This window comes from Yersinia sp. IP36721 (genome assembly GCF_003634395.1).
Classification (GTDB): Bacteria; Pseudomonadota; Gammaproteobacteria; order Enterobacterales; family Enterobacteriaceae; genus Yersinia; species Yersinia entomophaga.
Map to the genome: position 1 here is coordinate 117,865 of NZ_QCZL01000008.1, position 25,292 is coordinate 143,156.

The window sequence follows — 25,292 nt, forward strand, 5'->3', positions numbered from 1 at the left end:
CTTCTGACAATAACTGACTAATATAGCAGGGTGAATTTCCCTTCTGCTTTTGAAAATGGATAAAAACAGTTGAAAGCTTTCTCTACTTCCTTACTGGTGGCGGCTCTGTTCACTCTGCCGGTACACAGTTATGCACAAACGGAACGTTTAACGGCACAAGTTGTGGATCAACACGCCGAGCATATTTTTTATAACAGTGGCGCAATGGGAATGGCGCTGGTGGTGATAGATAACAATCAGGTGGTCAATCGTAGTTTTGGCGAAACCCGACCGGGCAATAACATCCGCCCACGTCAGGACTCACTGATCCGTATTGCTTCTATTACAAAATTAATGACTAGCGAAATCATGGTGAAACTGGCTGAAGAAGGGAAACTGAAGCTCACCGATCCGCTAAAAAAATATGCCCCCAAAGGCGCCTATGTCCCCGGCTATAACGCTAAACAGCCGGTCACCTTGTTGAGCTTAGCTAGCCACACCAGTGGATTTCCTCGTGAACAGCCCGGTGGCCCGCAAAAAAGGCCGGTATTTACCTGGCCGACTAAGAGCGACCGTTGGCAATGGCTGAAAACCGCCAAAGTTACGGTACCGCCGGGTGTCCGGGCGGCTTATTCAAATCTGGCCTATGACCTGCTGGCGGATGCGCTTTCTAAAGCGGCTGGAAAACCTTACACCACGCTGCTGCGAGAAAAAATCACCGGCCCGCTGGGTATGAAAAATACCACCCTGACGCCGACGGCTGAACAATGCGCTCGACTGATGGTTGGCGTTGGTGGAAGTGCCTGTCGTAATACTACGGCGGCGGCAGGCAGCGGCGGAATTTACTCCACTCCAGAAGATATGCAACGCTGGATGCAGCAGTTCCTGTCTACGCAAAACAGTCCAAGAAAAGCCACGGCGAAACGTGAACAAAAGATGTATTTCCAGCGGCATGAGCTGGTTTCATTAAAAGGAATGGACGTACCGGGTCAGGCTGATGCCTTGGGTTTAGGCTGGGTGTATATGGCTCCGAGAAATGGCTTGCCGGGAATTATTCAAAAAACCGGCGGCGGCGGCGGTTTTATTACCTATATGGCGATGATTCCTGAAAAAAACATCGGTGTTTTCGTCGTGGTAACGCGCACACAGCTGACCAAATTCACCAATATGAGTGATGGTGTGAACCAGCTGGTAGCCGATTTAGCCAGCAATGGTCGCTAAAATCACGATCCAATCATTATCGGATCAATAACTCGTAGGCATAAGGGCATCTCACCGATGCCCTTTTTACTCATTAGCAAAAATCCATCAATGATCGGACTGCTTCATATCTGCGAGGACAGCATCGCTAAAACGGCTGCTCGCGGCTTCAGTTTCTTATGATCAGTTTTTTATGATTAATTTGTTATGTTTAGTTTCTTTATACAGCGTTCAACAACGAGCAATGCTTTCGTTTCATTTCTCAGGGCAATCCTACCGGATATTCATCGGTTGCCAGGCGACTGTAAATTTTCAGGCTAATAAACCTGCCATCTTTGATTTCGCACTCCCGCCGCGTGCCTTCATGATGAAAGCCACATTTTTCCAATAGTCGCCAACTGGCGCGGTTTTCCGGCTCGACCACGGCTTCAATACGATGAATCCCCATTTCTGTAAAGGCATGGCTGGAAATGATATTGACGCACTCGCGAGTCAATCCCTGCCCCCAGTATTCTGGCAGTAGCCAATAGCCCAGTTCCAGCGAGCGAACGTCGTGATTCCATTGATTAAACCCGCAGGCTCCGATAATTTCCCGATCGTTTCCGGCAATGCAAATGCCCCACCAGATACCGCTCTGCTGCGCATAGATATTACTAAACCAATCCATCTGAATCTGCGTGGCGGCCAGAGAGGAATAAGCCACGCCGTAGTGGGTAATTACCGCCGGATCAGACAGTGCGGCAAAAACCTGTTTAATATCCGTAGGGCGAATTTTTCGCAATCGACAACGCTGAGTCTTTAACGGGGGAAACATAGGTGATTCCGCATAATGCCCACGATAGGCGATGGCTCAGTATAAAGACTTTCCGAGATTAGCTCGATAGAGCCGAAGGTTGGCAAAGGTCAGGAGGTGAATTTTGGGCGAAAAAAAAGACATCCGAAGATGTCTTTTTTCTTACTGCTGGTGCCGGCACCAAGAGTCGAACTCGGGACCTACTGATTACAAGTCAGTTGCTCTACCAACTGAGCTATGCCGGCGAATTTGGCGGAAGGATAGAGATTCGAACTCTAGGACCTGTTACAGTCGACGGTTTTCAAGACCGCTGCCTTAAACCACTCAGCCATCCTTCCAATGGGCGGCATTATCATCTTAGCGCGATGATATGTCTAGTGTTTCATTTAAAAAAAATGGGAATTTAATTCGTTTGGTCAAACTTCGTTCTGAATCTGATTAAAAAAAGTCAGATTGAACAAAATTAATTCTGTTTTTGTGACTGAACCCGTTGCTGTTGCAGCGCTTCACTCTTTTACTTATTCCATCTTGTTCAAAACCGGACTAAATCTTAGCGGGAACGATAAAAATGCGCTGAAGAACCCGTTTATCCCCAAATTTTCGCCTACAGCCCCAACGCATGTCCTCAACCAATCCGACTCACCGAGCGCGTATGTAAAAAACGCGGCCATTTGGCCGCGTTCTGCATCAGATCTTGCCCAGAACCATCGGGATTAGAACTGGTAAACCAAACCAACCGCGACGACATCATCAGTGTTGATACCGGCATTTTTGGTGAAGGCAGTGTCATCCAACAGGTTGATTTTGTAATCAACGTAGGTAGACATGTTTTTGTTGAAGAAGTAGGTCGCGCCGACGTCAACATACTTAACCAAATCCTGGTCGCCGTAGTTACCCATGTCTTTACCTTTGGATTGCAGGTAAGCCAAGGAAGGACGCAGACCAAAATCAAATTGATACTGAGCCACTAACTCAATGTTTTGCGCTTTGTTAGCGAAGCCGTAAGCCGCGTCAGCGCTGGTGTTTTTGAAATCACCAAAACGAGTCAAGTTGTAAGTTTGGGTGTAGTTTGCCGCCAGATAAACGTTATTCGCGTCATATTTCAGGCCACCGGTATAGGCATCCGCACGGTCGCCGTGACCATAGATACCTGGAGCGTTCTGGTCGTCAGTCCGTTTCGAACTAGCGAACGCCGCAGATGCGCTTACGCCCCAGCCCAGATCGTAGGACACGGACATACCGTAGCCGTCGCCATTTTGACCCTGAACATCACGGCCATTATTGGTTTCGGTGCCACTGCCGTTTTTGCCTTGATACTGCATAGCGAAGTTCAGGCCATCAACCAAACCGAAGAAATTGTTGTTACGGTAGGTTAGGATGCCGTTGCCACGCTGAGACAGGAAGTTATCCGGGCCGTAAGTGTCGCCACCGAATTCTGGCAGTACGTCAGTCCAGGAAGTGACGTCATAAACCACGCCGTAGTTACGGCCATAATCCAGTGAACCGAAGTCAGCGAACTTCAAACCGGCAAAGCCGACACGAGTGAAGTTTTTGTTATCTTCACTTTCAGCTTTGTTCAGGTTTGCCTGATATTCCCACTGGCCGTAACCAGTCAGTTGATCGCTAATTTGGGTTTCGCCTTTCAGGCCAAAACGCATGTAAGACTGATCGCCATCCACACCGTTGTTATCAGAAAAATAATGAAGGCCATCAATTTTTCCGTACAGATCCAGTTTATTACCGTCTTTGTTGTAAATTTCAGCTGCGCCTGCGGTACCCGCTACTAATAATGCTGGAACCAGCAGAGAAAGAACTCGAAGTTTCATCGTTATTATCCTCGGTAATTATGTCTTATTATCGCCACTGCTCTGACGAGCAATTTATCCCAATTGGGTATTGCTATTGTGGTAATAAGAATAATATTAATCTATACAGAAAATGCTACTAAATAGCCGAACATGTTTCAATACAGCAACTAAGGGTTTCATAATGTAAATACGAGCGAACTTTCACAGAACTATAAAATACATTATTTATAGCAACAAAAATCAAGATAAAATAAAAAATACATTAAAATCAAAGAATTAACTGGAGTTCATTTTTAGCACTAATTGATAAGAAACACCGTAAGCCATCACGATATAATAATTCCGCTATCATCATTATTTTTGCTATTACCCACATTTCGGATTAAAGCATCTCTATAAATACGTTTATTTAACGGCCGATCTCTTGATCGGCTTTTTTTATTTATCACAATTAAGGAGAGATTGAGGATATTTGTTTCTGCTGTTTGCTAAATAGTTACACGTGATAATTATTGAGATGTATAGTTTCATTAATTTATTTCAGCACGTAAAGCTCAGATTACCGAGTGAATTCCCCGCCTAACAAACGAAATAAAACCCTTCAACAAGAAAGGGTTTGGGGGTTTATTTTGAGCGTAGACTGAGGATTCTCAGTAAATAATTAGCGTTCCCGCAGAGACTCCTTCACTTTATTAAGCGGTTTTATCAAGTAATCCATCACCGATTTTTGCCCGGTTTTTATTTCTACGCTAGCAACCATTCCTGGTAATATCGGGAAAGCTTTACCGGCTTTATTGGTTAACTCTGCCCTGTCGGTGCGTACATACACGCGATAGTAAAACTGATCGCGCCGCACTTCGTCCTGTAATGTGTCTGGCGATACAGACTCTACCTCTCCGGTAAGATTTCCATAAATTGATGAATCGTAAGCAGTAATTTTTACCGTGGCCGGTAATCCGGGGCGAATATAGGCGATATCACGCGGGTTGATTCGCGTTTCAATTAAGAGCTGTTCTTCTATAGGAACGATTTCCATCAGCTTACCGCCGGGTTGTAACACGCCGCCCACAGTGGAAACCTGAATATCTTTTACTATGCCGCGCACCGGCGATATCAAGGTGGTGCGCGTCAGCTGATCTTCTTTGCCGGCAACCACCTGAAGCTGGGCATCCAGATCGGCATTGTTTTTCACCTGCTCTTCACGCGCCCTGACCGCATATTGGTTGCGAGCATCATCGATTTTGCCGCGGATCTCACTCACTTGCCGCCGTAGTCGGATCACCTCAACCTGGCTGGCCGCACCTTTCGCAACCAGAGGCTCCGTCATTTGCAGCTCTTGCTGAACCAGTTTGAGAGACTGCTGAAGGTTGCTGACAGTTTCCATCATATTTTGTCGCCGTGAGAGGTAAAGCTGCATTTCTCGCGCTGCTAAAGCCGGTTCTTTTAAGGTTTTGGCGCTGAAAACCAGTTTCTCTCCTGTCAGCTCCGCCCGTAAACGCTCTGAAGAAGCACGCAAAGCCGTCACCCGCGCAGCAGCTTCGCCATAATTGGATTGAAAACGCGTGGGATCGAGACGAGCCAGCACCTGTTGCTTACTGACAATGGCACCTTCATGCACCAACAGCTCATCGATAATACCGCCGTCCAGACTTTCAATCAGCTGCGCACGGCTGGAGGGCGTGACCTTCCCTACCCCCACCGTCACTTCATCCAGAATGGCAAAATATGCCCAGACAAACATCACCACCATCCCCACCAGCGTAAACCAGATAATGGCGGAAATCCGCCGTTCCTGTTGGGCCATTTCTTGCTGCAAGCCTAAATTTGCCATGCTAATTCCCCTTAAGCTGCACCCTGTCTGGATTTTTCTGCCGCGGATACCGCATTGAGAATCTGGTCGCGCGGGCCGTCGGCAATCACCCGTCCCCCCTCCATCACGATAATGCGGTCAACCAATTTCAGCAGCGCTGGCCGATGAGTCACTAGCACTAAGGTGCGCCCGGTGAGCCACGCATTCATTTGGCGAATAACATAGTCTTCTAGCTGTTCATCCATAGAAGCGGTAGGCTCATCCATCAGAACTACCTGCGGGTTACGCAATATCATTCGGCTAAGCAATACCATTTGGCGCTGGCCGCCGGACAAACCGCGTCCCCCTTCATTAATAATGCGATCCAAGCTGGCGGCGTCCTGCTGTACCAAACTGAGCGCACCGCTGATACGCAGCGCCTGAAGCATTTCCTGCTCAGTAGCGTGCGGATGACCAAGCATCAGGTTTTGGCGCAAGGAGCCGAAGAACAGACGGGAATCCTGCGAGAGAAAGCCCAACTGGCGACGCAAGTCGGCGGGTTCAATGCACTGCATATCCACGCCATCAATAATAACTTTGCCTTTGCTGGCGCTAGCCTGACCGGCTAATAGCTTCAGTAAAGTGGTTTCCCCCGCACCGACTTTGCCAAGAATCGCCACTTTCTCTCCGGGTTTGATTTCCAGCGAGCCGATACCAATAACATTTTGCCCTTTCTCCGCATCGTAGGTGTATTGCACGTTGCGCAGCAAATAGTGGCCGTTGAGTACCGGACAATGCGCCAGTTCGCCATCTTCTGGCCGATCCAGCGGTTTTTTCAGCAATTCGTCCAGACCGGTCATGGCACTTTTGGCATGTTGCCAACGGGAAAACACCATGGTTAATTGCATCAACGGCGCAATAGTTCGCGAGGAAAGCAGGCTGCTAGCGACCAGCGTACCTGTGGTGATATCTCCGGCCAAAACCAGATAAGTACCGAATACCAGCATACCGGCGTAGGTTAGCTGCTGTACCGTTGATGCCCAACCGGTCAGGCGGGCGCCCCACAGACGCTGTTTCATCCCTACTGCAGCGCTGACTTCATGAGTTTGTTCCCATTGACGCTGGAAATACGGCTCAGCCTGCAACGCTTTTATGTCTTCGATGCCTTCGATAGTTTCGACTAAAATGGCGTTACGCAATGCGCCTTCGCGCATCCCTTCTTTCGCCAGCTTGGCCATCGGCCATTGAATCAGTAAACCGGGAATCACAATCAGCGGGATCGCCAGCAGCGGAATAATCACCAACGGGCCGCCGATAAACGCCATTATCGCTAAAAACAACAGCACAAAAGGCATATCCGCCGCCGCGCCCACGGTAGTGGACGTCAGCAGCTCTCGTACCTGATCGATTTCACGCAGTTGTGAGATAAAAGAACCGGTAGATTTCGGACGCGCTTCGTTCTTAATCGCCATCGCACGCACAAACAGCATGGAGGACACTTTCAGATCGATGCTTTTCCCCATCAGATCCGAAACCTGCGTGCGGGTCAGTCGAATGACATACTCCATCGCCGCCGCCAACAGTACGCCAATGAACAGCACCCACAGCGTCGAATAAGACTGTGCTGGAATCACCCGGTCGTAGACCTGCATGGAGAAGAGAATTCCCCCCAGCGCCAGTACGTTACCTATGACTGACGCCAGCGAAATTTCGGCAATTTTGCGTCCGGCACCGCGAAAATGTCGCCAAAACCAATGTTTGCGGTAAGGTTGCACAAATTCATCAATGCGCTGGTCACGGCCTCGGGCGGCAATGCCAACCATAATGGCCATGCCCGGACTGCGCGCCAGCAGCTCTGTCAGCTCCGCTTCTCGCACCAAATCGCCGCCGTCGCTCAACCAATAATTGGCGAGGCCTGCTTCAGTGATGCCTTCGACTACCGCTACGCTGCCCGGTTCCAGCTCTAGCAGCACCGGCATTAATTCATTGCGCCAATGGACTTTGCTGATCGGAACCAGCGTTACCTGTAATCCCAGCAAACTACTGAGTCGCTCCAACTGGCGTGGCCAGCTGAGTTGTTCATACCAGCGCATTTGCTGGCCGAGGAAATGGATATCGGCCGGTTGACCATAGCGGCTGGCAACCCTTGCCATTGCAGTGATCCAAACCTCCGTTGGCGTTGATTGTACTGTCATGTTACCCCTGTCGCCTCATCAGAAACGGTCAATTAAACACCTCATCCTTACCTCAATCGCGTAAGGGGCGGTTATCAGAGAGCGGGGAGTTTTTCACCGCTCTGGGCCACACGATCAATTCCTAACATATCGACCAGATTATCTACCGCAGCGGCATAACGCGCGGTGGCATCCCAGCCGTCATACAGCGCCATCAGACGCATTGAATCGGCCTGCAATACATCCTGTTCCACGCTGAGCAAATCGTTCAGACTGCGCTTGCTGAGCTTATATTCATCCTGATAAACCTCGCGGGTATGACGCGCGCTTTGTAACTGCTGCTCGCCGGCGAGCTGGCGCTGCTGAGCCCCAATCATGTCGGCATAAGCGGTTGAGGCACGTTGGTTCACATCTAGCTTGGCTTTTTCCACTTCAGCCTGCGCAGCAGCTCTGGCTCCTTCGGCAGAACGTACTCGTGCGCTGACCGCGCCCCCTTGATACAAAGGCGCTTCCACTGCCAACTGAACCTGATCGTCCCAGTAAGATCGTGAGTCATTTTCATAGCGAGTACGCCCCGCCTGTACTTTAAACGTCGGCCAGTGCTGCGCCTGATTTTGTCGTACCCGTTCCATTGCCGCCTGCTGCTTGGATTCCGCCCCCCGCACCGCGCTGCTGGCATCATAAGGAATCGCGTTTAGAGCAATTTTCTGATTGAGTAGCGTTTTAGGCAGATCCGGCAGATTGTCGGAAACCACACCGGTAAGAACCGTAAGCTGCGCCTGAGCCGAGCGCTGCTGCGCCCGATATTGCTCCAGCGTCGCCACCATACCGGCAATGCGGGTTCCGGCCTGTAATACGTCGGACTGAGAGCTGAGACCGGCATCCGCCCGCAGTTGGGCAATGTCTCTGACTCGCTCTAGAGAAGCCAGATTGTCTCTGGCCGCGGCGGTGAGCGCCTGATAGCGTTTGACCTGTAAATAGGCCTGTAAAGTGCTTAACCCCACGGCGGTCATCGTGTTAAACAATTCATAGCGATAGGCGTCGGAGAGTTGTTTCTGTTCATCAATGCTGCCTCCGGTTTTCCCGAAGTCATACAACAACTGACTGAGCATCACACCAGCAGAAGCGTTGCTATTCAGGCTACCGGCAGAATCAGTTTGATGGGATTTCCCCGCCGTTCCCTGTAAAGAAATTTGCGGATACCAGGCACTTTCAGCGACGTCCAAATCCCCCTGTCCCACCCGAATTTGCGCGGACGCCTGAGCGATTTGCGGATTACGTGCAAAAGCCCGCAGAATGGCTTCCCGCAGGCTGAGTTCAGCAAGGGCTTCCTCGCTGGGTGCCGCCTGCCAGTTAAAAACTGCCGCCGGCGGCACATTTTCAGCCAGCGTAGCGGCATTAATTCCAATTGAAAAAATACCTACTGCCAACAAGTTGCCCGCAATGCGCCAGGGCAGAAGGTGCTGCTGTGTGTTTTTCATCACCGACACGACTCCGTTGCCGAGATTCTTTATTAGAATCATGTTGCTGTACTGATGTATCAGCCAGTCACGCCGACTGGCTTTGCGCCCTGCGAAAAAGGCGCTCCCAGGCACCCATTCCGATACTTCCCAACCTCGTATTTCGCGCTGATGAATCCAGCGTTTAACCATCTGATTTATTATAAAAATACGGCGAGGGACATGCCGTCACCTCGCCGCCGCTTAGCCTCAGGCCAGATGCACCTGCAAACCGTGCTGCACCAGTACATCACCCAGAGTATTGCTGCTGTCTAATGACGAGTTGTGGTATACGTCAAAGGTTTGCCCATCAACGATACGCTGGCTCACGCTGCTCCAGACGCCGCCTTCGGTATGACTCAACGTAACCTGACTACCTTCCGCACCTTTAATCAGCAGGTCGTCCTGCGGTTTATCAGTGATGGTTAAAGCATCATGTAGATTAAGCACAATGCTGTTAGTCCCGCTGGTGCCTAAATCAATAACCTCGATATGTTCTACTTTCAGCCCCAGACTGGTGAGATCCAGCACCTGATGCAGACCGCCCAACAACAAGGTATCGGTGCCCAAACCGCCGTCGATATGAGTAAAGTCCATAGTATTCAGAATGAACTCATCGTTCTCGACGCTACCGGTCAGCGACTCACCGCTTAGCACGGTGCCATCCGCTAGATTCAGCGTAACGCCGCCGATGGTGTAGCCGCCCTCGGTCACATCCGTGATTAGGATGCTATCGATTTGCTGCGCCAATGGTTCGACCAACGTGGATTCCGCCTGTACCGTATTCGCCGCAGCCGCAGTGTGTAATCCGGTATCGGTACTTTCACCATTAATCGCCGCCGTTTGATGCTGATCTGACGTGGTGGTGTGGCTGGTGTCAGTATCGCTGGTCAGCATAAAGCTGGTGGCCTGAGCCTCTGATTCTGCCGACAGAGAAAGCGGCAGCACAGACCCCACGCCCAAGCCGACGGTTAACTCTTTATGGTTGCCGGCTTCATCAGTAACCGCGACGTTGACCAGCGTAGTCAGCAGGTTGCCCAGATTCAGTAGATTCAGAATGGAACCGGTGAATTTCACGCTCCATTTACCATCTGGAGCAATATCGCCCTGTAGTGTCTGGCCCAGCAAGGTCACGCTGACTTGCGCAGGCGGGCTGACGTTTTTACTGCTACCGGAAACCACCAGACCATTTAGCAATATCCCCAATAGGCTGGTAACCGGGTTAATCCCCAGCAGCGGTAACGCATGGGTTTTAACGGTAAAGGAGGAGTTATCAGTGATGCTATTGCCCACGGCATCGGTCAGTGTCACGCCAATGTTGGCAGTACCATCCAGTAATCCGGTCAGCACCGATGGCGTGATTGGCACGCTCCAGGTGCCATCCAGATTGACGCTAGCCGTCAGCGTAGCGCCGCCCAAGGTAATGGTAACGGTCCCCCCCGCCGCATGAGTACTGGTGCCGGAGATTACCTGCGCGGCCAACGCTTCGGCGGCGTTCAGGTAGTGGTCCGTCCCAAAGAAGGTGCCCAGACTTAAAGTAGGCAGGTTGTGAATGCCCACCGTCACATTGACTGCCGCGCCCGCGCTATTACCCGCGGCGTTCACCAGGTTGGCGCTAACGCCAATAGTGCCATCCAGCAACTGGGACAAACTGGTCGGCGGTATGGCGATGCTCCAACTGCCGTTCGCGCCCACGGTGGTACTGAAATGTAGCCCGCCTACGGTCAGATTCACCGTTGAACCCACCGCGTTGGTGGTTTGCCCGCTGATAGTTTGAGTCAGCGCCGCTTCCGTCGCGTTCAGCAAACCGTTGCCAAAGATGGGGTCTAACGTCAGGCTCGGCAGCGTGTTAGAAATAACATTCAGCAAGCCGGAAACCGTTGCCGGGTTGCCCACTGCATCCGTCAGACTCGCGTTAACCGATATGCTGCCATCGGTCAGAATCGCTTTCAGATCCAATGGTGGTACCGCCACGCTCCAGCCACCGCCGGTCCCCACCGTAGTCAGGTAGGTTTTTCCATTCAGCGTGACACTGATCTGCGTTCCCACGGCCACGTTGGTCGACGTCCCGCTGATGGTTTGCGCCGTCAACAGATCCGCCACGCTGAGAACGCCGTCGCCAAAGATCGGTTGCACCGTCAGGGTTGGCAGTGCATGGATTTGCACTTTTACCGAGCCGCTGGCGCTACTGGTGTTACCGACGCTATCAGTGAGAGAAACGCTGATGTTTTGCGTACCGTCCAGTAATCCGGAGAGAATTCCTGGCAGCACAGGCAGGCTCCAAATTCCACCGGCTCCGACCGTTGCATACAGCGTCGTGGCTCCCACCGTCACCTGAACCTGCGAGCCAACCACACCGTTGACCACCTGCCCGCTAATAATCTGCGGCAGTAAGGAATCGGCCAGACTGAGCAGACCATCGCCGAAGATTGGGTTGAGTATCAGTTTCGGTACGTTGTTGATAATGACATTCAGCGCGCCGTTGGCGGTGCCGGTGTTGCCTGCCGCATCGGTCACCGAGACAATGGCAGACAGATTACCGTCCGCCAGCGCTTTCAGATCGGCCGGTTGCAAAGTAATGTTGAAGCTGCCGTTGGCTGCGGTAACGCCGAAGAAATCTTTCCCCCCTAGGCTCACTTTAACCTGAGTTCCGGCGGCTACACCGCTCACCGTACCGGATATCAACTGAGCCACTGCGGTATCCGCCAAACTCAGGGATCCATCACCAAACAGTGCTGGCAAGGTAATTTGCGGTAAGGTGACGCTGACATTCAGCACACCGGTTGACGATGTCGGGTTGCCCGCCGCATCGCTGGCGTTAGCGGTCACATTCACCGTGCCGTTGGTCAGCGCACTTAGCAAGCCCGCCGGAACCGGTACGGAGAAGGTACCGTCCGCCCCAACGATGGCACTGAGTGGCGTACTGCCAAACAGAATATTGACGGTCGATCCAGCCGGTAGATTCTTGGTCACACCGCTGATGACCTGCCCCAGCGATACATCCGCCAGATTCAGGATTCCATCGCCAAAGATCGGGTTCAGGGTAATGCTTGGCAGGTTGTGAGTTAAAACATTCAGATTTAGCGCCGAATTAACAATATTCCCGGCCACATCTTTCACCGAAACGCCAATTTGCAACGAACCATCCTGTAATCCACCCAGCAACGCTGGTAATAGATTGATGCTCCAGGCACCGCCAGCGCCGACCGTGGTGTACAGCAAGGCACTGCCTACGGTTACCGTGACTAACGCCCCCGGCGCAACGTTGTTAATTACACCGCTCAGCGTCTGAGTGGTTAAGGCTTCCGCCGCGCTCAGAATGCCATCGGGGCCAAACACCTGACTGGTGGTTCCAAAGCTCGGCAGCAAGTGACTCAGTACGTTCAGATCCACCACTTTATTGGTGATGTTACCGTTAGCATCGGTCAGCACCAGATCCAAGTGAACCAAACCGTCGCTGAGGTTACCTAACTGGGCACTCGGAATCGTCAGACTCCATTTACCATTGCTACCCACCGTTGCTTCCAGCGACACACCGCCGAGGGTTAGATTCACCTTGGCCCCTAAACCGGCTCCGGTGGCAACGCCGGAAATAACCTGCGAAACCAAAGTTCCGGCGGCGTTCAGGTAGCCACCGTTAAACAGCGGGTCAACCACCAGCGCCAGCGTATTGTTGAGCGCCACGCTAAGAGTCACATGGGTATCTGCGGTATTACCTACGCCATCGGTCACGGTAATATCCGCCACCAGCGGACCGTTAATCAGACCAACCAGATTGGAGGGATCGATATTGGCCGTCCATTTACCATCGGATCCCACCACTACGTTGATCACGTTTGCCGGATTGCTCCCCAGCGTAATGGTCAAAGTTTTACCTTCCGCACCGGTCGCCGTACCTGATAACAATCCGCCGAGGTTATTCAACAGATTAGTACCGACATCCAGCAAAATAAGCGGCGCTACGGTATCAACCACAATGGTTTCACTCGCGCCACCCACGTTACCCACACTGTCTTTCACCGAGGCTGACAGAGTGACGTTCCCCTGCGCCAGCGCTTGTAGATCGGTAGGCGACACCGTCACGCTCCAAGTGCCACCCGCCAATACCTCTGCAAAGTAGGTTTTGGCTCCCAGCGTGACGGTAACCACCTGCCCAACCACATCCAGTGAGGCGGTGCCACTGATTGTCTTGCTGCTTTGAGATTCGTCGATGGTCAATATGTTGTCACCCGCAAAATCAGCCAGCGTCAGCGTTGGAGCCGTGGTATCACGGATAACGGATACCGTGGCCGAAGCCGGGCTGCCAATGCCCACCAGCGTTGCTTCAACGGTGGTTGTCGCGTTGTTGGCAAACAGCGAGGCCAATACCTGAGTGGTCCAGGTATTACTGGTAATCGGTAACGATACGGAAACCGGCACGCCGTTAATCAATACCGTAACGGTTTGTAATAAGGGGTTCGCACCAGTAACGGTGCCGCTAATGGTAATAAGGTCAGTAGGTAAACCCTGTAAATTATCCGCAACGTTAATGACGTTATCGCCAGCAACCGCGTTGATCGTTAGGTTAACCGCCGGCGGCGTCAGGCTCAGGGTAAAGTCTGGCAGATCGGTGCCCGTGGACGGATTACCGGCCATATCCGTATAAGATGTAGAAACATGTACCGGGCTGGCGCCCAAGCTTGCCGCCGTCATTTGAACCGGAGTTAACGTCAGTGACCAGATTCCGCCCACACCAACGGTAGCCGTTAGCGGCCCCAGACTGCCGACATTCACGGTAATTTGCTGACCAATACCGATGTGGGTGGTCGTTCCGCTAATTGTCTGATTAGTATGACTCTCGCTAAAGTCCAGCTCGCTACCGAAGCTGTAAGCTCCAACGGTGATGGTCGGCAAATTATGAATAACGGAGGTGAATTCTTGGGTCGTATTCACAACGTTACCGCCAGCGTCCGTCACCACTACGTTCATGGTTTGTACGCCATCCACCAACAGTTTTAAGTCAGGAGAACTAACAGGCGCAGTCCAGAATCCGGTCAATGGGTTAACGGTCGCCGTATATTCTGAGCCATTGATGTAAAACTTCACGCTTTGACCCGCACCTAAAGTGCCGGAGTTTCCGGTAAAGGTGACTCCAGCGTTCGATTCGTTGGCGCTCAGATAGTCGCCAAAGATTGGCGTATTGATCGTTGGAACAGGTAACACAACATAACTATCGAACGGCGTGCTGATGCTGCCGCTATTGCCCACCGAATCGGTCGCGGTGACATTGACAGAATGGGAACCGTTGAGTAAACCACCTAACGCACCGGCAGGAATGTTCACCGACCAGCCGCCGACTGAATCAACAATGCCGGGGTAACTTACACCAGCAATATCAATTTTCAGAGAAACGTTCTGGCCCAAACCGCTCAATCCGGTAGTCCCGCGAATAATAATCAGACCAGCGGCTTCCGATGCGTTCAGGCTGGTGCCAAACGACAGAGTATCGATGGTTGGCAAAGGCAATTGCTGCTGCGATAAAAACGGCGGCGGCGTGATAGTGGCTTCATTGCCCGCCCGGTCGGTGACGGTGACGCTAAGGGTATGGTTTCCACCAGCCAGAGACTGCAACACACTGGAACTCAGAGGCAGCGACCAGGTGCCGTCCGCATTCGCAGTAACGCTAAAGGTTAACCCCGCCAGTGAGTCAATGACGACGGTCACCGTTTGCCCCGCCCCGAGCGCGCCGGTGGTACCGGTCAGATTTTGCGTCAGTGCGCCTTCCGCGTACGTCAAAATGCCATCGCCAAACGGAAGATTGAAGGTCGGATTTGGCAGACCGTGAATCAGTACATCGACCGAGCCAGTCACAGAACCTGTATTACCCGCCGCATCGGTGGTCACCACCTGAATCGGCCATGAACCGTCCGGCAAGGCCTTCAATATTGCTGACGGTACGCTGAGAGACCAGGTGCCATCCTGCGGATTCGGTAGCGTGGCGGTATAGCCAAAACCGTTGATAAAGACCGTGACACCCTGCACATTGCCAAAAGTCCCGGGGGTTCCCACAGTACCGGTCAATAGCGCTGGAGAAAGCGCCTCGGTCGCATTCAGCTCGGTGCCAAAACTGACGGAACTGATGGTCGGTGCTGGCATGCTGTTGATAATCGAGGTGAAGTCTACACTTTCCACGCTCACGTTTTTCGCGCGGTCGGTTGCCGTGACGGTAATAGTGTGTGAACCGTCGGTCAAACCGGTGAGGATCAGACTCGGCACTGACAGCGTCCAGGTACCATTCAATGCCACATTAGCCAGATAGTCCACACCGTTAATATTGACGGAAACTGTCTGTCCAGCACCGGTAGCGCCGGTTTGACCGGTTAATAACTGGGTTAAATCGGAATCCGCTTTACTGATAAGGCCGTCGCCAAACGGCAAGGTTGGGAAAGTGACATTCGGAATATTATGCGTTAGCACATCCAGACTGGCCGAACCGTTGGCCGGGTTGCCGGTAGTCGGATCCGTAGCGGAAACCGAAACTTGCAGCGTGCCGTCAGCCAAACCGGTTAGTACCGATGCATTGACGTTCACCTGCCACACGCCCAACGAGGTCACGCTGCCCAGATAACCTACACCATTAAGGGTTAAGGTTACCGGTGTCCCCACGTCCAGCCCACTGCTGACACCGGTCAAAGTGGTGCTTACAGCAGCTTCGGCATGATTCAGAATGCCATCGGTGAACAGCGGGTCGAAGGTTAGCGTCGGTAATTGATGCACCGCGACGGTCAAATCTACCACCTGTTCGGATTTATTACCGGCGGCATCAGTGACGCTTACATTCATTCCGCCGACCAACGAACCATCGCCCAGCAGCAGTAAATCCGCCGTTGGGATGGTTAAAGTCCAGGTGCCGTCATTCTGCACCGTCGCCTGATAAGGTTTGCCCGCGACGGTAACGGTCACCTGTAGGCCCGTATCGCCAACACAGGTGCCGTGAACCACCAAGCCCAGCAATGCGTCCGCCAGATTCAGCACGCCGTTAATGCTGGTATCCACGTCCACCACCAGCAGCGGTGCCTGAGTATCCACGCTAACAGGGTGAGTCGCATTAGCCGGGTTCTGCGCCGCATCGTTCACGCTGGCTTCAATGGTATTACTGCCCTGCGGCAAGTTTTTCACATCGGCAGAAGGCACGCTGACCTGCCAGCTACCGTCGGCCTGAACCTGCGCGGTATAGGTTTTACTGTTTAACGTCACGGTCACCGTTTGATTAGCCGGAACCCGCTGGCTGGTCCCTGAAATAATCAGCGGCGAGTGACTTTCCTGCAAATCAATAATATCGTTGCCAGCCACGGTTCCAACCGTCAGAGAAGGCTGATCCGCCAGCGACGCAATGACCGTGACTTGATGAACATCCGAGGCTGGGTTATTGGCCAAATCGCTAACGTTGGCACGCGCCGTGAGTGGCCCTTCCGGCAACAGCGTAGCGTCTGCGGCCGGTACCGTTACCGACCAACTGCCGTTCGGCTGCACCGTACCGAAATAGCTTTTCCCATTTAACACAACGGTGACCTGACGACCTTGCTCGACGCGTTCAGTTACACCGTTTATCAATACGTCCTGTGTTGACTCAGCCCGACTGATATAGTTATCACCGGAAATCGCGCCGATGGTGATGGTCGGTAAATTAGCCGGGTTAGCATCAATGGTAATCACCCGATCTACCGAGGTTTGGTTACCCGCCAGATCCTGCACACTAACGGTCAAGGTATAGTTGCCATCGGCCAATGCCTGCACCGCCGAATTGCTCAGCGCCACACTCCAGCTACCGTCACTCAGCACCAGACCGGTGTAAGTTATCCCGTTCAATACCACGGAAACCGTACGTCCGGCTTCGCTAACATCTGTCGTCCCTGTGACGGCCAAAGGTGCCAGTTCTTCTGCGGCGTTGATTATGTTATCGCCGGTAATCGGGGCAATATTCAGCGTCGGTGCCAATTTATCTACCACCGCAGATCCGTTCAACACCACGCTATTTCCGTATGAATCGGTCGCGGTAACGACAATCGCCACGTGACTGTTTGGCAATGCCAAAAGTTCACTGCTTTGCAGCACCAACTGCCAGTTCCCGGTGCTGTCCACGCTGACCAAGTGAGGCGTACCGCCGACGTTTACCGTGACGCTTTGACCACTACCGGAAACGCCGGTGCTGCCAGTCAGAATTTGGCTGGTTCCCGCTTCGGCGGCGTTTAAATATCCGTCGCCAAACGGCGTATTCATGAATGGAACCGGCACGCCTTGAGTCACCAGCTTAATATTCTGGGTATCCACGGTAGTATTGCCCGCAGCATCCGCGACGCTAACTCGTACCGGATAAGTCCCATCCGGTAATTGATTCAAGATGTTGGCCGGAATATTGACGGTCCAGACGCCTAAACCATTGGCTAAGCCGGTATAGGTGATGCCGTTAATGGTAACGCTAACGGTCGCGCCCAGCTCAGACGTCGTGCCGCTAATCGGTATAATGGCTGTTGCTTCCAACGCATTCACAACGTTATCGGTGGAAATATTGCCTACAGTCAGCGTTGGCGGCACGGTATCGACGAAAATTGGGATTGAATGGCTAGCGAAGTTACCGGCGGCATCGGTAGCAGTCACATCAATGGTCTGCGCCCCCTGGCCGATCCCCTGTAAAACGCTATTCGGCAGATTGAGCGCCCACTGACCATTGGTACCAACCTGCGCCTGATACTCGACGCCAGAGATAGTCACTGTCACCGTTTGCCCCAACCCACTGACGCCGGTTGTACCGGTAATAGCTTGAGTAACCGCCGCCTCACTCGCATCTAATGTGCCATTACCAAATGGCGTGTTGATCTGTGGGTTTGGCAGGCTGTGTAGATAGATGCCCAGATCGGCGCTGCTGCTAACAGAATTGCCCGCAGCATCGGTAGCGGTGGCGAATAAAGTAATGTTTCCGTCGGCCAGTAACCCTAAATCAACGGTCGGGATCGTGGTGCTCCAGCTACCGTTAGCCTGAACCGTCGCGGTATAAATTTTGCCATTCAGCGTGATAACCACGCTTTGACCCACGTTCACATTGCTGGAAGTACCATTAACCGTAACACCGGCCAGAGCTTCATCCACATTAATCAGGTTATCACCGGTTAGCGGGCTAATGGACAAACCGCTAGCGGTGTTATCTACCGTAATACTTTGGCTACCGTTAGCTGGGTTGCCGCTAATATCCGTGGCGCTGGCGGTCATGGTGAACGGGCTGTTACTTAGCAGAGCCAAATCTGCCGCCGGAATCTGCGTATTCCAGTTGCCGTCACTGCCGACCGCGGCGGTATAGGTTTTGCCATTCAAGGTAATGGTAACGATACGTCCAGCTTCTAATCCGGTACTGACACCGCTGATGATTTGCGCGGCCTGCTGCTCAGCACCATCAACAATATTATTCCCCGCAAAAACATGAATACTCAGAGTTGGTAAATGAGCCGGATCGGCATCAACGGCGACATTTTGCGTTACCGTGGTCGGATTGCCCGCCGCGTCCGTCACTTTCACCGTGAACGCATAGTTACCATCGCTCAGGCCAGACAGCGCGCCCGCTGGCAATGACAAACTCCAGTTACCACCCGGCTGAACTACCGCGGTATAGGTTTGTCCATTGATCGTGACAAAAACGGTAGCGCCCAGCTCTGAGCTAGTCCCGTTTAGCGTAATTACGCCTTGAACTTCAGGGTTGTTAATAATGTTGTCGCCAGCGATCGGTGCCAGAGTCAGTAACGGAGCTTGGGTATCTACCGTAATCGGCGTGCTCAGGCTGTTGGTATTACCGGCGGCATCGGAAACCGTCACTATCAGCGATTGACTGCCTTGATTCAATCCTTGCAGCGCCGCACTTGGCAGCGTGACGCTCCAGCTACCATCCGCCGCCACGATTCCGGTATAGGTTCCGCCGCCAACGGTGATGGATACTTTCTGCCCCGCGCCGTTAATGCCAGTGCTACCGGTAATGGTTTGATTTACCGCCGCTTCGGCAATATTCACCACACCATCGCCAAACAGAGGACCGACGCTAACGACCGGCAGGTTGTGGATATAAATACCCAAATCTACTGAACCAGAAACCGGGTTACCCCCTGCATCGGTAGCGCTGGCAGTCAGGGTCATTGTTCCATCAGCCAGCAGAGCCAAATCAGCCGCTGGTATTTGCGCACTCCATACGCCGCCCGCTCCAATCGTCGCGGTATAGGTTTTGCCATTGAGCGTCAGAGTGACAATTTGCCCGACATTGACATTGGTCGAGGCGCCACTCACGGTAATATTACTGGCGGCCTCAGCCACATTAATCAGGTTATCGCCAGCGACCGGATTGATACTCAGCCCGGCTAACTGGTTATTTACCGTAATAGTTTCCGAGCCTACCGCCGGATTACCGGCTGCATCGCTGACGCTAGCAGTAATAGTGGCGCTGCCATTCGCCAGTAACACCAAATCTGCGGAGGGAACCTGCGTGCTCCAACTGCCGTCACCGGCTACGATTGCGGTATAGCTTTTACCGTTTAAAGTCACGGTCACGCTCTTACCCGCTTCAATACCAGTGGTGACACCGCTGATGCTTTGCGTGACCTGTTGCTCGGCACCGTCCAGAATATTGTTACCCGCAAAGGGATTGATGGTCAGCGTTGGTAAATTGGCCGGATCGGCATCGATCGTCAGATTCTGTGAAACCGTTGTCGTGTTGCCAACGCCGTCTTTTACCATAACAGATAGCGAATAGTTGCCCTCTGCCAGCCCCACCAGATCTGCCGGCGGCACGCTGAACTGCCAGGTACCGTTAGACAATACTGTTGCAAAATAGGTTTTTCCGTTGAGCGTCGCGCTGATCTGCGCCCCAATTTCCGAACTGGTTCCGCTGATCACTACCGTTGCAGTGGCTTCCGCCAGATTGATAATGCCATCATCGGCAACCGGGTTCACGGCTAACGTTGGCGCAACGGTATCCACCAGAATACTGGTCGCAAAGAATCCTTCGTTACCCGCAATATCCTTAACGATGATACTGAAAGGCAACAGACCTTGCCCCAGAGCCTGTAACGCCGCACTGGGCAGCGTTATGCTCCAGCTACCATCCACAGCCACATTACCCTGATAAGTGACACCGCCAAAAGTCACAGCCACGGTTTGGCCAGGGCCGGTAATCCCGGTAGAACCGGTAATCGTCTGATTGACCGCTACTTCTGCAGCGTTCAGCCTGTCATCGATAAACAGCGGATCGACCGAAATATTGGGTGGATTATGTATGAATACGCCTAAGTCCAGAGTACTGGAAACCGGGTTCCCCCCTAGATCGACCCCGGAAACGGTGACCGGAGTACTACCATCAGGCAACACGAACAGGCTAACCGATGGGATGGTTACGCTCCAAACGCCGCCGGCCTGAACCGTAGTAAAATAAGGCACCCCGCCGATCGTCACCTGTAACAGCGTCCCCACGGCTACGTTGGCAGAAGTACCGGTAATATTGATAGAGGCGGACGCTTCCTGAATATTCAGTAAGTTATCACCAGCGATGGTGTTGATAGCCAGCCCCCCCTTGGTGCTATCAACGTCAATAATTTCGCTCTTAAACGCCAGGTTACCGCTGACATCGCCAACCTGAGCATTGATGGTGGTTGTTCCATTGGCTAGCAACGCCAAATCGGCAGCAGGCACCTGAGTACTCCAGTTCCCCACTCCATCCACCGTCGCGGTGTAGGTTTTCCCATTCAAAGTAATGGTCACAACCTGACCCGCTTCGATATGAGTCGTACTCCCGCTGATGGTTTGATTCACTTTTTGCTCGGCGCCATCCAGTACGTTGTCGCCAGCAAAGTTATGGATATCCAACGTTGGCAAATTAGCCGGAGCGGCATCCATAATGACGGTTTTATTGACCGTCGTCGTATTGCCTGCGACGTCAGTGACCGTCACGCTAACCAATGCCGGGCCATCCGGCAGACCGACAAAGGCGCTGGCAGGAATATTCACGCTCCAGGTACCGTCGTTTTGCACCACGCCGATATAGCTGCCGCCGTTGAAACTCACCGTAATAGTCGAGCCCGCTTCAGAAGAAGTACCGCTAATGGCAACCGGTAACGCGGCTTCGGCTGCGTTAATTGTTCCGTCGCCAGCAATAGGGGAAAGGGTTATGGTCGGCGCGAAAGTATCCACCAATACCGGCGTGACTTGGGTATTGGTGTTACCTGCGATATCGCTCACCGTCACCGAGATCGGCTGCGGGCCTTGCCCCAAACCTTGTAAGGTAGAAGTCGGAATGCTGACAGACCAGCTGCCGTCCGCTGCTACCACTGCCGGATAAGTCATGCCACCAATGGTGACGCTCACGGTTTGCCCCGCACCGCTGACTCCGGTCGAACCGCTTAATGTCTGATTCCCCTGCACGTCAACGCCGTTCAATGAACCATCACCAAAAGGCAAGGTTAGGCTAGCTGACGGCAGATCGTGGATATAAATGCCCAGTTGCTGCGATCCGCTGACCGGATTACCGGCGGCATCAGTGCCGCTTACAGTCAATGTGATGTTGCCATCGGCCAGCAATGCCAGATCCGCCGCCGGAATCTGCGCGCTCCAACTGCCGTTGAGGCCAACGGTCGCAGTATAGGTTTTGCCATTTAAAGTCAGCGTCAATTGAGTACCGGCAGCAACATTGCTGGTACTGCCGCTGACGGTCATATCGCTTTGCGCTTCGGTCGCATTAATCAGGCCATCGCCGGACACCGGGCTGATAGCTATGGCGCTGAAGTTGTTATTCACCATGAAATCATGGCTGCCGGTGACCTGACGCCCTTCCGGATCGTTAACCGAGGCATGAATGGTGCTAGTGCCATTCATCAGCAACGCCAGATCGGCGGCGGGTACGGACAGGTTCCAATTACCATTCGTATCCACGGTTGCGGTGTAGGTTTTACCATTCAAAGTTACAGTTACAGTTTGCCCGGTGGTAATGCCTTTGGTACTGCCACTAATGGTTTGATTAAGCTGCTGTTCCGCTCCATCCAGAATATTATTCACCGCAAAATCGCCGATAGTCAGCGAAGCATTGCCCGCGACGGTCAAGGGTTGAGTTACCGTGGTAGTATTGCCCGCCGCATCGGAAACGGTCACCGTGACCGGATGAGAACCCACGCTGATACCGGTCAAGGCCGAAGGCGGAATTGTCACGCTCCAGCTGCCATCAGATCCTACCGTGGTGGTATATGTCTGTCCGTTAAAGCCAACGGTTACGGTTTGTCCTGCATCTCCAGCCGACGCGGTACCATTCACCACCAGCGGCTGAGTCAGTTCCGCGCCTTCCAGAATACCGTCGCCAGCCAAAGGTGAAACCGTGAGCGCTGGCGCAACGGTATCCACTTCCAGCGTGAAATCTTTTTCCAGCGTCTGTCCGCCTGGCGTGGTCACTTTGACAATCACGCTATAGCGGCCGTCTTGCAGACCCTCTAGTACCGAAGCGGGCAGATTGAAACTCCATTTACCATCGGCACCGACGGTGGTGGTATAGGTTACGCCGTTCAAAATCAATGTAACTGTCTGACCCGCAGCAATAAAGGTTGTCTCGCCGCTCAATACCTGTGATGCATGGGTTTCGTTCGCGTTCAAACGGTTGTCACCGGTCAACGGATTTACCGTCAAAGTCGGCGTATTGGGATTACCGCCGCCGCTGCCACCACCGCCGCTGCTACCCGCTGCGATACCAATCCCGGCACCGATGGCCAGAAAGCCTAAAACGCCAGCCAGCACAGCATTGGAGGCAATACCGTCGCTTAAGACCAGGCTGGATAGCCCATCGATGGCGGCAAATTCCGGCACCAGAGCAACGGTTTCGCCCCCTGCGGCCAACAGCGTCGGAGGGAAGACGGCATAGAACGGTTGATGCAAGCCGTCATCAAACACCAGCTCACTGTAGTGGCCTTCTGCATCTGCCTTGAAAAAGTGTTGATAGCGTACGGTGCTACCATCTTTCATATGTAAAATCAGATCGTTACCTTGACGCTCATAGCGAACAACGCTATCCGTAGCCGCATGGATACGCACCACGCTGGGTTCATTAAGCACCACAATTTGATTGCCACTGGCAACATGGGTGATTTGTTTGCCATTTAGGCGGGAAATGATATCAACTGAGCCGGCAGCGGTGTTCGCCATAGGTAACCTCACAAAGCAAGCAGGACGCGACCTCCACGTAAAACCACCCCAGGGCGGGTAGTCAGACGCAGGAGAGTAAAGTAAACCTTGTTAATCTGGGTTTAAGCTTGTTTTCGGTGTTGATGACAACGTAAAAATGAACCAAGGCACGATAAATACATTTATTTTGTTAAAATTTTGCGTAGTTACTTCAAAAGCTAATACTTAGATATAAGTAGATATTTCAACGCTTGTACAAAAATATTTTCATTATTTGAGTGAATACTAATCATGATAAAAAGTAGGGGAATCAATGACGGGGCGAACCTTAAAGGGTCATTCGGGGTGACACAAAGTTAACTAACTAATTGCAATGGCTTTACATTTAATCAAGCAGTTCGCCAATTGACCTATCGGTGTTTTATGGTTTTTTTGTCCCTGACGATGTGTATGAATTTTTTTATATGATAAAAATAGATAATCACTGGAAGAATCACCGCCAAACCATATTATTAAATTTTTTTAATCATTAAAAAATCCAGAGAAAATAATAACAGGCTGAATTACCCCCCAATGAAACGACCCAGACCTTATCAACCCAGCACGCTAACCCACGATTAATCCGTCCGAAGCCGTGAATATCTTCGACCCGGATTTCGCTTTGTGATAGAAACAAGTCTCAATTTTAGTTATTCACCCTCACGACAAGCCAAAATCAACATGAGCACCCAAATAGAGCAACAACACGAACTGCCCGGCGTTCCTCAACAGATCGCTACCCGCCTGGCCTTTTTTATTGCCGGTTTGGCAATGGCCGCCTGGGCGCCGCTAGTCCCCTTCGCCAAAGCCAGAATTGCTCTTAATGATGCGTCATTAGGGTTACTGCTACTGTGTATTGGCGTTGGATCCCTGCTGGCTATGCCGTTGACCGGCGTAATGACGGCGAAATGGGGCTGTCGCCGGGTTATTTTGATTGCCGGTGCCCTTTTGTGTCTGGATTTACCGCTGCTGGTACTGATGGATACTCCCATCAGCATGGCCGTGGCATTGCTGCTATTTGGGGCTGCTATCGGGGTAATTGATGTAGCAATGAATATTCAGGCGGTGATTGTCGAAAAGGCCAGCGGTCGCGCCATGATGTCAGGATTCCACGGCCTGTTCAGCGTTGGCGGTATCGCCGGTGCTGGCGGAGTCAGTGCGCTACTGTGGCTAGGTCTCTCTCCTTTAGTCGCGGTGTTGATTACCGTAATAGTCATTATTGCCTTGCTGGCGATGGCGAACAGAAACCTGCTGGCAGGCAGCGGAGAACCGCACGATGGCCCGCTGTTTGTACGCCCTAAAGGCTGGGTGATGTTTCTCGGTTTCCTGTGTTTCGTGATGTTTTTGGCTGAAGGTTCAATGTTGGACTGGAGCGCATTGTTTCTCACTAGCTTACGCGGTATCGAACCTTCTCAGGCCGGCATGGGCTACGCTATTTTTGCCATCGCTATGACGATGGGGCGTTTGAACGGCGATCGTATCGTGAATAAACTAGGCCGCTATGCCGTATTATTGGGCGGTAGCCTATTTGCCGCCGCCGGTTTTATTATTGCTATCAGCTTTGATAATCCTACGGCAACTATGGCTGGTTTTATGCTGGTCGGGTTGGGGGCTTCGAACGTGGTACCGATTCTGTTTACCGCTGCGGGCAATCAGCGGGTTATGCCAACGAATTTAGCCATTGCCTCAATGACAACCATTGGCTACGCCGGTATTCTGGCAGGTCCTGCGCTGATAGGTTTTATCGCACAGCTCAGTAGTTTGCCCTTTGCCTTCGGGTGCGTAGCGGTTCTGTTACTCAGCGTAACGGCCAGCGCCCGGACAGTAACGCGTTAATCA

Annotated in this window: 8 protein-coding genes and 2 tRNA genes; 2 read left to right on the forward strand and 8 right to left on the reverse strand. The window is 52.4% G+C overall.

Features of this window, described 5'->3' with window-relative positions; genetic code table 11:
- Positions 1–69 precede the first annotated feature (69 nt).
- Positions 70–1,200 (forward strand): D-alanyl-D-alanine-carboxypeptidase/endopeptidase AmpH, encoded by a 1,131-nt coding sequence (gene ampH, locus DBA33_RS09285; protein ID WP_120806302.1) that lies wholly within the window; start codon positions 70–72, stop codon positions 1,198–1,200.
- 241 nt (positions 1,201–1,441) lie between these two features.
- On the opposite strand, the gene DBA33_RS09290 is transcribed toward ampH, so the two are convergent.
- The 8 genes from DBA33_RS09290 to DBA33_RS09325 form a co-directional block, all read right to left on the reverse strand.
- The gene (locus tag DBA33_RS09290; protein ID WP_064517342.1) at positions 1,442–1,993 is read right to left on the reverse strand and encodes a GNAT family protein; all 552 of its coding nucleotides are present in this window, start codon (positions 1,991–1,993) and stop codon (positions 1,442–1,444) included.
- Positions 1,994–2,141: 148 nt separating this feature from the next.
- A tRNA-Thr gene (locus tag DBA33_RS09295) sits at positions 2,142–2,217 on the reverse strand.
- Positions 2,218–2,222: 5 nt separating this feature from the next.
- A tRNA-Ser gene (locus DBA33_RS09300) sits at positions 2,223–2,310 on the reverse strand.
- Between the two features lie 375 nt (positions 2,311–2,685).
- A complete protein-coding gene (gene ompC / locus DBA33_RS09305) occupies positions 2,686–3,798 on the reverse strand; it encodes a porin OmpC (RefSeq protein WP_064517338.1) in 1,113 nt (370 codons plus the stop codon).
- Positions 3,799–4,441: 643 nt separating this feature from the next.
- Complete coding sequence (locus tag DBA33_RS09310; RefSeq protein WP_064517335.1) at positions 4,442–5,611, reverse strand: HlyD family efflux transporter periplasmic adaptor subunit; 1,170 nt, start codon at positions 5,609–5,611, stop codon at positions 4,442–4,444.
- Between the two features lie 11 nt (positions 5,612–5,622).
- Positions 5,623–7,764, reverse strand: a complete 2,142-nt coding sequence (locus tag DBA33_RS09315) for a type I secretion system permease/ATPase (protein ID WP_205582771.1) — start codon at positions 7,762–7,764, stop codon at positions 5,623–5,625.
- A 74-nt stretch (positions 7,765–7,838) separates the two neighbouring features.
- A complete protein-coding gene (locus tag DBA33_RS09320; RefSeq protein WP_120806317.1) occupies positions 7,839–9,224 on the reverse strand; it encodes a TolC family outer membrane protein in 1,386 nt (461 codons plus the stop codon).
- A gap of 228 nt (positions 9,225–9,452) precedes the next feature.
- The gene (locus tag DBA33_RS09325; RefSeq protein WP_120806305.1) at positions 9,453–23,435 is read right to left on the reverse strand and encodes an Ig-like domain-containing protein; all 13,983 of its coding nucleotides are present in this window, start codon (positions 23,433–23,435) and stop codon (positions 9,453–9,455) included.
- Between the two features lie 699 nt (positions 23,436–24,134).
- Here DBA33_RS09325 and DBA33_RS09330 point away from each other — a divergent pair.
- Complete coding sequence (locus tag DBA33_RS09330) at positions 24,135–25,289, forward strand: MFS transporter (protein ID WP_064517327.1); 1,155 nt, start codon at positions 24,135–24,137, stop codon at positions 25,287–25,289.
- Positions 25,290–25,292 lie beyond the last annotated feature (3 nt).